Below are 14,046 nucleotides of genomic sequence, written 5' to 3' on the forward strand. Positions count from 1 at the left end.
GAACTCAGGGCCGCGCCAGTGCTGTCAGCTCGCGCACGTCGGCCAGGTCGCCGAGCTTCCAGCAGGCCGCGATCAACGCGTCGCTGCGCGCGGCGCCGATGACGACGTCCGATTGCGAGTGGAATTTCGCGTCCAGCGCCGCGTCGCTCATCGGCTTGTGCAGCGAGCCGATCGCGTGCTCGACGAAGACGTGGACGCGACGGCCGTCGCGCAGCACCGCCGTCATGTCGACCGAGGCCTCGTCGATGTTGTCGTCGATCGTCGCCACGACCTTGCGGCGCAACGCCACGACGTCCTCGCGGTTGACGATCGCGTCGTCGTACTCGGGCTCGCCCGCGCGGCCGAAGATCAGGCCGGCCGAGACGCCGTGATAGACGCTGAACTTGCCCTGCAGGCCGTCCGCCGGTTCCTTCTTGCCGGTGAGCTCCAGCACCAGCGAATGCACCTTCAGCTCGATGCGCTCGACGTCCTCGGGCCGCACGCCCTGCTCGCGCAGCTGCACGGCGGCGTCGATGCTCGGGTGGATGACGATGCCGCAGGCGAAGGGCTTGTAGGTGTTGAAGGAAATCTCGAAGCGCTCGCCGAGCTCGTCGGTGGCCTCGTTCCAGGCGTACTTCGTCGACACCACCTGCGCAAAGCCGCGCGGTGCCTCGAGGGCGCGCGGGCTGGCGGTGTAGCCGTGCCTGGCCAGCAGCGCCGACAGCAGTCCGGCGCGCGCGGCGCCACCAGGATGGAAGGGCTTGGTCATCGTCCCGAACTGCTCGCGCAGGCCCACGGGCTGCGAGGCGGCGATGCCCAGCGCCATCTGCGTCCGGTACTCGTCCAGTCCGAGCAGCCGCGCGCAGGCCGCCGCGGCCCCCAGCGTCCCGGTGGAGCCGGTGATGTGCCAGCCGCGGTCGTAGTGCTCCGGGTAGACGAGGTTGCCCATGCGGCAGGACACGTCGATGCCCAGGACCATCGCGTCGATCAGCTGCCGGCCGGACAGGCCGAGGTGCTCGGCCAGCGCCAGCGCCGCCGAGGCCACCGGACCGGCCGGATGGATGATGGTCTTCAGGTGCGTGTCGTCGAAGTCGAAGGTGTGCGAGCTGATGCCGTTCAGCAGCGCGGCGCCGGCCATGTCGACCTTCTCGGCGCGGCCGAGGATGCTGGCCTGCGCGGAAGGCTCCAGCATCTGCACGGCGGCCAGCGCCGCGTGCATCGCCTCATGACCGGCGGCGCCGACGGCGCAACCCGCCCAGTTCATGAAGGTGCGATGGGCCTCGTGGTCCACCGCGTCGCTCCAGCCGCGCGAGGGATGCGTGGCCACGTAGCGGGCGAGGATCTGGGTGATGGGCGGGGCGTTGTGGTCGGCGGCGACCTGGGTATTGCGTGCCATGAAGTGCTTTCGTCCTTGAGTCGTTCTTCGGGCCGAGGAGTTGGCCTGGGTCGGGTTGTCGATCGGTGGGTCAATCGTCGACCTGGATCTTGCGTTCGCGGGCCAGCGTGGTCCACCGGGCCACCTCGGCCTGGATGTGACGGCCGAACTGCTCGGGGCTCATGGCCGTCGGATCGACGGCTTCCGCGGCCAGCTTCTCGCGCATGTCGGACGCCTTGAGCACCGCGTTCAGCGTGGCGTTGAGCTGCTTGACCAGCGGCGCGGGGATGCCGGCGGGGCCGACGACGCCGTACCACTGCATCGCGTCGAAGCCCTTGAATCCGGACTCGATCAGCGTGGGCACGTCCTTGAGCGTCGGATTGCGCGCGGTGCCGGTGACGGCCAGCGGTTTCACGCGGCCGGAGCGGATGTGCGGCAGCGCTGCGGCCAGGCCGGGGAACATCGCGTGGGTCTGGCCGCCCATCAGGTCGGTGAAGGCCGGCGAGATGCCGCGGTAGGGCACGTGCAGCATGAAGACGCCGGCCTGCTGCTTGAAGAGCTCCATCACGAGCTGCGTCAGCGAGCCCACGCCGGAGGAGCCGTAGCTCAGCTTGCCGGGGTTCTTGCGGGCGTACTCGATGAAGCCCTTGAGGTCGTTGACCGGCACCGCGCTGTTGACCACCAGCACGTTGGGCGTGCCGCCAATCATGCCGATGGGGCTGAAGTCCTTGACCGCGTCGTAGGGCAGCTTGCGCGTGGCCGGGCTGGTGCCGTGCGTGGCCACGTAGCCCTGCATCAGCGTGTAGCCGTCGGGCGGCGCCTTGGCCGTGGCCTGCGTGGCGATCACGCCGCCTCCGCCGCCGATGTTGTCGACGACGAACGTCTGGTTGAGCGCATGGCCCCAGCGTTCGCAGACGGCGCGGCCGATGAAGTCGCTGCCGCCGCCCGCGGCCACGGGCACGATGTATCGGATCGGCTTGCTGGGGAAGGTGTCCGCCGCCCATGAGCGCCTGGCGAGCAGGAGCGCGGGAGCGGCGATCAGCACGGATCGTCGGTTCGTCATCGGTTTGTCTCCGTATGAAGCGGGGCTCTTTGGCGGCCCTCGTTCTTGCTTGGGTGGGATGTGCGCCGGCGCGCGCCCGGGATCCGGCCTAGCTCATGCCGTCGCCCGGGTCGCCGCCGCCGTTCTTTCCTTCCGTCTCCAGCAGACGCCCGTGCGCCGCGTTGACGTGGTGTTCCTGCAGCCGCTGGCACAGCGCGGCGTCACCGTCGTCGAGCGCGGCGACGATCTGGTCGTGCTCCAGGATCGAGACCTTCATGCCCACGTCGCGCGACAGGTTCCGCAGCCGCGACAGGTGCAGCTGCTGGACGATCCCCTGGTAGGTGCGCGTCAGCGGCTCGTTGTCGGTGGCCTCGACGATGGCCCAGTGGAAGGCGAGGTTGGCGGCGTAATAGGCCTGCACGTCGCGACGGCGCGCGTTGGCCTTCATCTCGCGGCCCAGCGTCACGAGCCGCTTCACGAGGGCATCGCGACGGGGACGGTCCAGCGCCGCGGCGCGGCGGCCGGCGTGGCCGTCGAGCAGGCTGCGCAGCTCGTAGAGGTTGGAGATTTCCTTGGGGTCGAGGACCCGCACGAACACGCCGGCGTGCTTGCGCGCGGCGACCAGGCCGGTGCTTTCAAGCTCGCGCAGCGCCTCCCGCACGGGGACGCGCGAAACGCGCAGGCGGGCCGCGACGTCCGGTTCGTTGATGCGCTGTCCCGGCGGCAGGTCCCCGCGGAGGATGGCGTTCAGCACCTCGTCGCGGACGAGCTTGGCGAGCGACGTGTCCCGCACCTCGGCGAGCAGGTCGGGGGAGGTGTCGGTGATCCAGGGCAGCATTCGTCTATCGTATACGATCAGACGAAATGAACAAGGTCGGGATCCAGGTCTTGCCTGTCACGGTGCGAATGGCGATTTCTCCCTCTCCCGCTTGCGGGAGAGGGCAGGGGTGAGGGCCAGCGGCGGCGGCAGTACGGAAGCTCAGGCCGCGACCGGCGCCAGATGACATCCCGCCGAATCGCCGTCGGTGGACAGCGCGCGGCCCACGTCGACCGGCAGCTGCAGTCCGGGCCCGCCGCACGCGGTCGCTCGCACCAGCGGCGCGAACGGCGCCTGGATCTGCCCGAACAGCGTCGCGAACGGCACATCCGCCGCATCGCGTCCGGTGCCGATGCGCACGAAGCCCATCGGGATCCCGTTCCCCGACGCGTCGAAGATGTACCAGCGCCTGCCGAGGTAGACCTCCACATAGGCATGGAAGTCCGGCGCCTTCGTCGGATCGGCGCCGTAGTCCGTGCCGGTCACATACCTCGCCGGCATCGACAGCGCCCGGCACAGCGCGATCATCACGTGCGCCTGGTCCCGGCAGACGCCGACCCGGTCCGTCAAGGTATCGAGCGCGGTGGTCTGCGTCGTCGACCCATAGGAGGAATAGGCGATGTGCCGCTGCACCCACGCCGCGATCGCCGCGGCGCGCGCATAACCCGGCGGCACGTGCCCGAACTCGGCCTCGGCCCACGGCGTGAGCCGATCGGATTCGCAGTAGCGGCTGGGTGCGAGGTAGGACAGGAACTCGACAGGCAACTGGTCGATCGGGCATTCCTCGATGAAGGCCGGATCGCCGACCGCATGCTCGATCGTGACGCTCGCCGTGTAGGTCAGATGGAAGTTCCCCTGCGGCGCGCGCACGCGCAGCAGCCGGTTGCGGCTGCTGGCCACCGTCTCCGACCGCCACGGCACGTCGGGCGTCAGCACGACGCTTTCCTGCAGCACCCGCTGCGCCGCCGTGTGCGCCGGCTGGATGCTGAAGACGAAATCGCCGTACGGCGAGTCGATCTGGTAGTCCAGTTCGAAGTGGAGATCGAGGCGAATCATGGGGTCCTGCCGTGCTCGACGACGCAATGGATGAAGTGCAGCTTCGGGACGACCCGGCGCTGCAGCACGAAGGGATAGAAGTCGGGTTGGCCCATCGCGCGGGACATCTCGTTCATCACGCTGGTGATGGCGAGCCAGTCGCGCAGCAGGCGCAGGAAGGCGGGTCCGGTGGCGTGGCCGGGCGACCAGAGGTCGGCGAGGGCGTAGGGCCACGGCCGCAGCTCGTCGACGGTGCTGAGCAGCTTGAAGCTGCCCGCGGTGTCGATGGTGTCGCGCAGGTGGAGGTAGTGGGCCCAGGTCTCCGCCCAATCCTCCCACGGATGCGCGCTGGCGTACGACGTGATGAAGCGCTGCGGCCAGTCCGCCGGCGCGCCGGTGTGGTGATGGCGCTGAAGCGCCTCGGCGTAGTTGGTCCGCTCATCCCCGAACAGCGCGCGGAAGGGCTCGTGCCATTCCGACCCGGCGACCAGCCGGTCCCAGTAGTAATGACCGATCTCGTGGCGGAAATGCCCGAGCAGCGTCCGGTAGGACTCGCCCATGCGCTGCCGGGCGGCTTCGCGCTTGGCGTCGTCGGCTTCCTCGATGTTGATGGTGATGACCCCCCAGGCGTGGCCGGTCATCACGCGCGGCTGGCCGGGGAGGGTGCGCAGGAAGTCGAAGGCGAGGCCGCGATCCGGGGCTTCGAACTTCGGCACCACCGGCAGGTGGAGCCCGAGGAGTTGCGACACCAGCCGCCGCTTGGCGCGCTCCATGCGGCCCCAGAGTTCGGCGTTGATGGGGTCCGATAGATCGGGAATGGTGCGGTTGAGCGCGCAAGCCACGCAGAGAGGGCTCTTACGTCGGTCATCCAGCGGCAGCAGCCAGTTGCAGCCAGCGGCGGTGTGGAAGTTCGCGCAACGGGTGAAGACGCCGTCCACGCCGTCGATGCGCCAGGTTTCGGTGGTCGGACCGGGCAGCAGCGCGTGCAGCGCGAGGTCGTCGGGCAGGAAGCCGAGCGGCGCCTTGCACACCAGGCAGGCGCTGTTGCGGAAGTAGAGGCGGTGGCCGCAGGTGCAGCGATAGACGCGGGGAGAGCTCATGGTCAGGATCCCCTTGGCAAGGATGGGGCCTGATGACTGCGACGGCCGCTGGCCCTCACCCCCACCCTCTCCCGCAAGCGGGAGAGGGAGTTCGACCGGCTCCCTTCTTACCCCCTCTCCCGCTTGCGGGAGAGGGTAGGGGTGAGGGTCGCGTCCTGTGCCCACCACACCGGCAGCAGCCGCTGCACCTCCGCCCGCGCGAAGCGGTCGTCGATCAGGTGCACGACGCCGCGGTCCTCGGTCGTCCGGATCACGCGACCCGCCGCCTGCACGACTTTCTGCAAACCCGGGTACAGGTAGGTGTAGTCGTAGCCCGCGCCGAACAGCTGGTCCATGCGCGCCCGGATCTGTTCGTTGACGGCGTTGACCTGCGGCAGTCCCAGCGTCGACAGGAACGCGCCGATGAGCCGCCGCCCCGGCAGGTCGACGCCCTCCGCGAACGCGCCGCCCAGCACCGCGAAGCCGACGCCTCGACCGTCGACGGTGAAGCGGTCGAGGAACTGGCGCTGTTGGGCCTCGCTCATGCGGCGCGACTGGCGCCATTGCGGCACGTCGGGGTGGCGTTCGCCGAGCAGGTCCGCCACCTGTTCCAGATAGTCGTAGCTGCTCAGGAACGCCAGATAGTTGCCCGGCGCGCGACCGTACTGCGCCGCGATCAGATCGGCGATCGGCTGCAGCGACGCGCGTCGATGCTGGTAGCGCGTCGAGATGTGCGAGGCCACATGCACCTGCAGCTGGCTCGCGTCGAAGGGCGAGGCCACCTCGACGCTCACGTGGTTCTCCGGCAGCCCCAGAAGATCGGCATGGAAGCCTTGCGGCTGCAGCGTGGCGGAGAACAGCGTGCTCGTGTGCGCCGCCGCCAGGCGCGGTTTCAGGAACGGCGCGGGAACGATGTTGCGGATGCAGAGCACCGACGGGGCCGTCTTGCCGTGGAGGCTGGGCGGCTTCTGGACATCGACCAGCGAATGAGGCCCGAAGGATTCCACCGCGCGCGTGACGTGCAGCGTCTCGAAGTGGAAGTCGAGCAGCGCGGGCTCGACCTCGTCGGGATGCGCGGCCAGATGTTCCGAGACCACGGCGATGCTGTGCTGGAGGGCGCTCAGCAGCGCTTCCGGAAATGTCTCGTAGGCCGCGTAGGGCTCGGCCTGCGCCTTGTCGATCGCGCGCCAGGCGCGGCGCACCTTGTCCAGTGCCTTGCGGACGAGAGGCGACGCTGAGGCGCCCGACGACTGCCGTGCCTGGAACAGCCGCTCCGGCGACAACGTCGCGCTGAACATCTTGCGTCCGCGTTCGACGAGGTTGTGCGCCTCGTCGACCAGCAGGCCGATGCGCCATTGGTTCACCTGCGTCAATCCGTGGAGGAGGGCGCCGTGGTCGAAGTAGTAGTTGTAGTCGCCGACCACCACGTCGGCCCAGCGCGTCAATTCCTGGCTCAGGTAGTACGGGCAGACGTCGTGGGCCAGTGCCGCCTCGCGCACGGCGGCCCGCGTCAATGCGACGCCCGTGTCATGACCGATGCGCAGCGCCGCCGACCGGGCGGCCGGCAGGCGGTCGTAGAAGCCCTTGGCCAGCGGACAGGACTCGCCGTTGCAGGCGAGGTCCGGGTGCTCGCACGCCTTGTCGCGCGCGACGAGTTCGAGCACACGCAGCGGGACCGATGTGTTCGGCGTCACCGATGCGCCCGATGCATCGTCGCGATCAACCAGCCGCTCGATCGCATCCAGCGCCGTCTGCCGGCCCGAGGTCTTCGCCGCCAGGAAGAAGACCTTGTCGACGCGCTGCCCGGGCGCGGCCTTCAGCAACGGGAAGATCGTGCCCATCGTCTTGCCGATGCCGGTCGGCGCCTGCGCGAGCAGGCAACGGCCCGTCGCCGCCGCGCGATAGACCGCTTCCGCCAGCGGCCGCTGTCCCACGCGGAAGTCGCCGAACGGGAAGCTCAGCGTCTGCAGCGCGGCATCGCGTCGCTCCCGATGGTCGAGCTCGAGGACGGCCCAGGCAAGAAACCGCTCGCACAGGGATTCGAAGTGGGCTTGCAGCTCCGCCGCCGTGCAGCGTTCGAGCAGGACCGTTTCCTCCTGGCTGCCGAGGTCCAGGTAGACCAGCGCGACCTCGATGTCGGGCAGCGCCTCGGCCTGGCACAGCAGCCACGCGTAGACCTTGGCCTGGGCCCAATGAAGCCGGCGATGCGTGGGGCGCTGACGGTCGATGCTGCCGCGGAAGGTCTTGATCTCCTCGAGGCGACGGCGTTCGGGATCGAAGCCGTCGGCGCGACCTCGCACGCGGAGTTCCCCGAACTCACCGCTGAGCGTCACTTCCCGCCGATAGCTCGGGCCCCGGCGCTCATACACCAGCGCATGTCCCGCGATGCCTTCCTGCGCCGTCGGCGCGGGCGTGAAGCGCAGGTCCAGGTCGCCTTGCTTGGCGGTGAACTCGCAGAGTTCGCGGACGGCGACGGTGTAGGGCACGGGGAGGGGTCAGGCTTGAATGCTGTTGTTGCATACAGTATCTCAAATCCTTGTACATCGCCCCTGCCAAGGCGCCTCACGGTGTCTTGACTGCCGCGGCCGCCAGCGCCGCGGCGGTCGCGATGAACTGCTCCCGCTCCGGCGCATCGGCGATGTGACGCGCGAGCGATCGTGAGAGCTCCTCGACGTTGGCGCTGTGCGCCAGATCGCGCGAGACGAGGTGCCTGGCCAGCGGCCCGATGTGCGACGCGAGGGCGCGCTCGACCTGGAAGATCAGCGCGGCATCGAGCGCGCGGCTCGCGCCTGAGCCTGCGGTCGATGCGCCCGTCGGGGTGGCGCCTGAGCCGTGGCGAGGCTGCACCAGCGTGCGATCGTCGAAGCCACCGCCGGTGTTGGGGGCCAGGCCCCCGCCCGCCGCGATCTCCGCCAGCGCGACGCGCATCGCCGCCGCATCGGCGAATCGATGGCGCGGATCCCGGGCCATCGCGCGCCGCACCACGGCATCGAGCGCCGGCGGCAGTTCGCCGGGACGCAACGCGCTCGGCGCCGCGGGCTCCTGATGCAGCGTCTGGTACATCACCGCTTCGGGCGCGCCGCTGAACGGCGTGCGTCCGGTTGTCAGCCGGTACAGCAGCACGCCGCAGGCGAAGAGATCGGCGCGGTGGTCGATCGGACCGCCGAGGTACTGCTCAGGCGCCATGTAGCCCGGTGTCCCGATCTGCGAAGCGACCTGCGTGAGGTGGCGGTCGGCGATGCGCGCGATGCCGAAGTCGGTCAGTTTCACGCGGTTGTCGCGGGTGATGAGCAGGTTGCCGGGCTTGATGTCGCGGTGCCAGACGCCGCGGTCATGCGCGCAGCCGAGCGCGTCCAGCAACTGGTCCATGACGTTGAGCGACCAGGTCAGCGGCGGCCGGGCGATCTTCAACATCTGATCGAGCCCGCGGCCGTCCACGAGCTCCATGACGAGGAAGGCGAAGCTGCCGGCGCCGGCGAGAGCCCCGGCGCTTGCACCGGCCCCAGCACCAGTACCTGTGCCGGCGTTCGGCGATGCGGACGTCGCCTCGGTGATCTCACCGAAGTCGTGGATGGTCACGACGCCGGGATGGGCGATGCGCCCGACCGCGCGGGCCTCGTTGCGGAAGCGCGCGGTGATCGAGTCTTCGGGCGCGGTCTCCCCGACGATGTCCTCGAACTGGCGTCGCAGTACCTTGATGGCGACCTCGCGCTGGATGTGCGGATCGAAGGCGCGGTAGACGACGCCCATCGCGCCTTCGCCGAGCCGGCCGCGGATGAGGTACTTGCCGATGCGCGCCGGGCCGCCCGCCGGGGCGCCGTCGGCCGGGGGGCGGGTGTTGTCGTCGGTCATGCGTTGCCCTCCAGCATCGCCATCGCCTGATCGAGGCTGCGGCGCATGCGGCCGAAGGACACGGTCAGCACGCCGATCTCGTCACTCGAGCGCGCGTCGAAAGGCGGTGCGTCCTCGCCGAGCGACACGCGGTCGGCGATCCGCGCGAGGCGGGTCACCGGCCGGATCACCAGGCGCCAGAGCATCAGGTTGAGTGCCGCGCCCATCGCGAGGAAAGCCGCCGTCAGCGCGCCCATCACCAGCCAGAAGGTCTGCGAGGCCTGCTTCAGCGGCAGCGTCATGGGCACGCTGACGACCTCGGCGCCCAGGGTCTCGTTGAGCCGCCAGCCGAAGCCGTTGGACGGGCCGTAGCGCGCGACCAGCGTCGCCGGTGCCGTCTGCGGCGACGCGTGGCAACCGAGACACGCCGCATTGCTGATCCGGATCGGCCGCGCGATGTAGAGCGCCTCGCCGCCGGGCGTCTCGCGACGTCCGATGAACTCCGTCAGCGCGGGCCGGCGCGCGAACTGCGAGATCACGTCCTCCTCCCAGCTCACCGCCCGGTTGCGCGGGTTGGTCGGATTGAGCATCGCCGCCTTGTAGCTGTAGTCCTCGTAGGCCTTGGACAACGTGGCCAGCACCTCGTGCGCGGAGAACGCGGGGACGGCCTCGGGCACGAATCGCTCGCGCAGCTGGCCCTCGAGCAGCGGGCGGATGTGGTCCGCGGTGTACTGGTTGACGGCGCCGGCGCTGTGCATCAGCAGCCGGGCGCGATCGGCGACCTGCTCCTGCGCGCCGTCCTGCAGCCATCGACGCGCCAGGACGCCGGTGGCCGTCAGTCCCACCAGGAACACCGCGAGGAAGATCAGGTTGAACTTCGCTAGCAGGCTGAGATGGGGCAGGCGGTCCCAGGGCAGGGCGCGTGCGGGGCCACGCCCGGAGGGGGCGTGCGTGGGGCGTGTTCCGGTGCGGCTGGCGGTGTCGATGCGGCTCATGGTCGTCCTCGGGTCCGACCGGACGGGTGGGTCCGGTCTCAACATCGGGACTTACGGAGACAGCCGAGACACGGATGCAGCCGGGACGGAAAAAGAGGGGGGCGATCGACGGATCGGGGCGTTCAGCGCCCCGCCGTGATCAGGTCGAACTGCTCCCACGCCCCGATCGCCGTGCGGTTCGCGATGAGCGAGCCCGCGCCGGCGTTCTCGGCCGTGACGTAGCGGTTGTTCGCGATCGCCTGCAGCGACACCGAGCCGTTGGCGTTGCGGATCAGCTTGAACGACTCCCACGGGCCGATGGCCGTCCGGTTGGCAATCAGCGCGGAGCCGCCGCCGTTCTCGGCGCAGACCAGCTTGCCGTTGGCATGCGCGCGCAGCGCGATGTTGCCGCCGCCGGCGTCCAGCAGGTCGAACTGCTCCCAGCCGCCGATGGCGTCGCGGTTGGCGATCAGCGACGCCCCGCCGGCGTTCTCCGCCGTCACGTAGCGGTTGTTCACGCGGGCGCGCAGGGTCACGACTTGCGTGGTCGGCGTCGTGGGGCCCACCACCGGCTGCGTCGGACGCGTCGGCGTCAGCGGCAGCTGGCCCTTCAGCATGCGGCCGCCGTCGTTGGTCAGGCGCAGGTAGTAGTCGGACGAGCAGGCCGTGCCGTCCTCGTCCAGCGCGAGGATGCCCGAGCCCGCGGGCACGAAGGCCGCGCTCTCGGCGGTCTTGGCGATCTGGTTGCCCTCGTTGAACTCGTCGAACATCGAGATGTAGATCCCCTGCGCGCCGATCCGGACCATGTTGTAGAACTGGCGCCACATGAAGTCGCCGTGCGCGCGCTGGCGCACGCTCAGGTCGCCGGGCAGCACGCAGGGCTGGTAGTCGATGCCGCGCGCATTGCAGTCGGCCTGGTCGGCGAGGTTGACGTTCTGGTAGAACCAGTCGGACCCGGCGACGTCGCCGATGCGGCCGACCATCCACGGCGAGATCATGTTGAACGCGTGATACGCGTCGAGGTAGCCGGCGCGCGAATCGTTCTTGCCTTCGCGCCAGTAGGTCGGCACGCCGCCCATCACGTAGCAGCCCTGGCTCTTGAACCAGTTGATGACGTCCAGGCAGGCCGCGGCGGACCAGGGATGGTTGTCGTCGTTGAAGCCGAAGCCCCAGAGGCCCACGACCGGCTTGCCGTTCTGGCGCGCGTAGGCCGAGGACGCCACCAGCGCGGCCATCTTGTTGAGCCAGTCCGCCTTGATCTCGGGCTGCATGTTGCGCCAGCCGCTCACGTCGTACATGACGTAGAACTTGCGGCCGTAGGACTCGGCGGCGCTGCGCACCTTCAAGGCCATCGCGTCGCGGGTCGCGCCCTCGCCCCCGTTGGGGTTGAAGCGCTGCAGCGCGGCGGTGTCGCAGCCGTTCTGCTGCATCCAGCGGAAGTGCGTGTCGACGGTGGCCTGGTCGTAGGACGAGAACAGCGTGGCAGGCCCGCCGTTGCCCAGTCTGGCGAAGGCGGTTGTGTAACCCGACGCGTACTCGCGCATGTCGGGCCACGAGACGATGGCGCGGTTGGTCGGGGAGGGCGTGCGGCCCCAGTCCTGCGCCCAGTGCCACCAGCCGTTGATCGGGGCGCTGTCGCCGGCGCAGGCGAACCAGCCCTGGTAGCCCACGGTGATCTTGCCGACGACGTCGCCGACCGGACTGGCGGCGATGGCGCCTGACAGCGGCAGCGTGGAGGCAGCGACGCCGGCGGCGGCGGTGCCCAGGAAGGTACGACGGGACAAGGTCAAGGCGGTCTCCAGCAGGGACGCCATGACCGGCGTCGAAGTGGCGCCACTGTAGGGAGCGCCTGGCGGGGCCTGTGTCGAGGTGCGTCGTTGCGGCGCCAACGAGGGGACGGCGTTGCAATGCTTGCAGACACGCAACGAGGCTTGCGTGGAACTCTACCTCTTCGGAGGTGGGTACCGTTTCGTGCCCGGCACCGGATACGCAGCAACACCTGGCACTGATCACGCCTTCAAGTCGACCAGCAGCTCGGCCTTCCACCACTGCTTGCGCTTGATCAGGCCGCCGATGTGGCGCAGGAGCAGCCGCCGGCCTTCGACGACCGCTGCCGAGTGGGCGCGGGCCTGGTTCTCCCAGAGCGCCCAGGTGACCTGCTGGGCCCGCAGCGGCGCCCAGCTGAACGACGGGTCATCGACGATGCCGGGCAGCGCGGAGGCCGGCACGACGCTGAGGGCCAGACCCCGCCGGGCCATGTCGAGGCAGATGTCGACCGAGTCGGTCTCCACGGCGACGCGGCAGTCGAGGCTGCGACGGGCCATCGCCTGCTCGAGCTGGACGCGCAGGACGTTCGGCCGCTCGGGGAGCACCAGGTTCCTGCCGTCCAGGTCCGCGAGCGGCACCGGCCTGTCCGGCGTCATCAGGTCGGAGGCGAGGCCCACGACGACGATGGGTTCGCGCAACAGGGCGGTCTGCGTGTGCTTGTGCGCCGGCGTCGCGCTGAAGGGCACGATGCCGAGGTCCAGCAGGCCCGCGGCCATGTCGTCCTGCAACTCGTCGCTGAGCCCCTCGCAGACGCGCAGCTTGACGCCCGGCAGCTGCGCGGCGATGGCCTCGATGAAGGGGCACGACACGATCTGCCGCCAGGCCGGCGGCATGCCGATGGCGAGCTGTCCGGCAGCCTGCTCCCCGACCTGCTGCTTCAGCAGGTTGAACTGCCTGAGCAGCGGGCGGGCCCGGTCCGAGAGCAGGCGGCCGGCCTCGGTCAGCAGCACGCCGCCCTGTGACCGGCTGAAGAGCAGCACGCCCATGTCCCGCTCCAGCAGGGCGATCTGACGCGACAGGGCTGGCTGCGACAGCTGCAGTGTCTGGGCGGCGCGGTTGATGCTTCCCAACTCCGCGACGCGGAGGAACAGATCCAGCTGGCGGACTTCCATCGTGTTATCCAATCCTTCGATAACGGTCATCGACCTTCAACATTATTCAGCCAACGGACCGATGACTAGAGTGACGGCTTGGATCAACCGAGAAGGATCGACATGATTGCCATCACTGGAGCCGCTGGACACCTCGGCGGCCTGGCCGTGCGACAGCTGCTGAAAAAACTGCCGGCCAACGAGATCGTCGCCGTCGTGCGCGACCTGGAGAAGGCCGACGAGCTGCGCGAGCTGGGCGTGCAGTTGCGCGTGGGCGACTACGACCGCCCCGACACCCTGCGTGCGGCGTTCGAAGGCGTGGAGAAGCTGCTGCTCGTATCGGCCGTCGTGCCGGGGCAGCGCCTGAGGCAGCACCAGGCCGTCATCGACGCGGCGAAGGACACGGGCGTCCAGCTGGTCGCCTACACGAGCATGCTGCGCGCGGACAGCAGCACGCTGTCACTGGCGCGGGAACACCACCAGACCGAGGAGTATCTGAAGCGCTCGGGCCTGGCCCATGTCCTGCTGCGCAACGGCTGGTACTTCGAGAACACCACGGCCGGCCTGGCCGATGCCGTGACGCACGGCGCCATCATCGGCAGTTCGGGGCAGGGGAGGCTGGCCTCGGCCTCGCGTGAAGACTATGCCGGGGCCGCGGTCGAGGTGCTCACCCAACCGGGCCATGCAGGCAAGACTTACGAACTGGTCGGCGACCAGAGCTTCTCGATGACCGGGTTCGCCGAGGAAGTGTCCAGGCAGGCTGGCCGGCCCGTGGTCTACCGGGACCTCGCGCCCACGGACTTCGCCGCGGCGCTGCTGAGCTGGGGGCTGCCGCAGATGATCGTCGACGTCGTGGTCGACGCCAGCGTGAAGTCGGGGCACGGCGAACTGGATGACGCGTCGCGGGACCTGTCGCGCCTGCTGGGGCGGCCAACGACATCGCTGGCAGACGCCGTCGCAACTGCCCTGCGCGGTTGATCATCCGCGTGTGGCGAT

Annotated in this window: 11 protein-coding genes; 1 reads left to right on the top strand and 10 read right to left on the bottom strand. The window is 69.5% G+C overall.

Translation table 11 applies throughout. The features are described from left to right. Nucleotides 1-4: 4 nt before the first annotated feature. The 10 genes from ABE85_RS07310 to ABE85_RS07355 form a co-directional block, all read right to left on the bottom strand. Entirely contained in the window at nt 5-1,375 is a 1,371-nt protein-coding gene (locus tag ABE85_RS07310) for an MmgE/PrpD family protein (RefSeq protein ID WP_067271986.1), read from the bottom strand. Nucleotides 1,376-1,445: 70 nt separating this feature from the next. Continuing rightward, complete coding sequence (locus ABE85_RS07315) at nt 1,446-2,417, bottom strand: tripartite tricarboxylate transporter substrate binding protein (protein WP_067271989.1); 972 nt, start codon at nt 2,415-2,417, stop codon at nt 1,446-1,448. Nucleotides 2,418-2,505: 88 nt separating this feature from the next. After that, nucleotides 2,506-3,234, bottom strand: coding sequence for a GntR family transcriptional regulator (locus tag ABE85_RS07320; protein ID WP_067271991.1), 729 nt, complete (start codon nt 3,232-3,234; stop codon nt 2,506-2,508). 141 nt (nt 3,235-3,375) lie between these two features. Continuing rightward, nucleotides 3,376-4,269, bottom strand: a complete 894-nt coding sequence (locus ABE85_RS07325) for a transglutaminase family protein (RefSeq protein WP_067271995.1) — start codon at nt 4,267-4,269, stop codon at nt 3,376-3,378. Then, nucleotides 4,266-5,348 (bottom strand): putative zinc-binding metallopeptidase, encoded by a 1,083-nt coding sequence (locus ABE85_RS07330; RefSeq protein ID WP_067271999.1) that lies wholly within the window; start codon nt 5,346-5,348, stop codon nt 4,266-4,268. The genes ABE85_RS07325 and ABE85_RS07330 overlap by 4 nt, the downstream gene beginning before the upstream one ends. Before the next feature lie 107 nt (nt 5,349-5,455). Then, on the bottom strand, nt 5,456-7,813 hold the full coding sequence (locus ABE85_RS07335) for an ATP-dependent DNA helicase (protein WP_067272001.1): 2,358 nt from the start codon (nt 7,811-7,813) through the stop codon (nt 5,456-5,458). A 76-nt stretch (nt 7,814-7,889) separates the two neighbouring features. Further along, nucleotides 7,890-9,179, bottom strand: a complete 1,290-nt coding sequence (locus tag ABE85_RS07340; protein ID WP_067272004.1) for a serine/threonine-protein kinase — start codon at nt 9,177-9,179, stop codon at nt 7,890-7,892. Further along, nucleotides 9,176-10,153, bottom strand: coding sequence for a DUF3365 domain-containing protein (locus tag ABE85_RS07345; RefSeq protein WP_082938407.1), 978 nt, complete (start codon nt 10,151-10,153; stop codon nt 9,176-9,178). Before ABE85_RS07345 ends, ABE85_RS07340 begins: the two co-directional genes overlap by 4 nt. A 122-nt stretch (nt 10,154-10,275) precedes the next feature. Continuing rightward, the gene (locus ABE85_RS07350; protein WP_197507236.1) at nt 10,276-11,946 is read right to left on the bottom strand and encodes a lectin; all 1,671 of its coding nucleotides are present in this window, start codon (nt 11,944-11,946) and stop codon (nt 10,276-10,278) included. A 195-nt stretch (nt 11,947-12,141) separates the two neighbouring features. Next, nucleotides 12,142-13,071 (bottom strand): LysR family transcriptional regulator, encoded by a 930-nt coding sequence (locus tag ABE85_RS07355; RefSeq protein WP_067272006.1) that lies wholly within the window; start codon nt 13,069-13,071, stop codon nt 12,142-12,144. Between the two features lie 102 nt (nt 13,072-13,173). Between ABE85_RS07355 and ABE85_RS07360 the strand changes: the two genes are divergently transcribed. Continuing rightward, on the top strand, nt 13,174-14,028 hold the full coding sequence (locus tag ABE85_RS07360; protein ID WP_067272010.1) for an SDR family oxidoreductase: 855 nt from the start codon (nt 13,174-13,176) through the stop codon (nt 14,026-14,028). Nucleotides 14,029-14,046 lie beyond the last annotated feature (18 nt).

This window comes from Mitsuaria sp. 7 (assembly GCF_001653795.1).
GTDB lineage: Bacteria > Pseudomonadota > Gammaproteobacteria > Burkholderiales > Burkholderiaceae_C > Roseateles.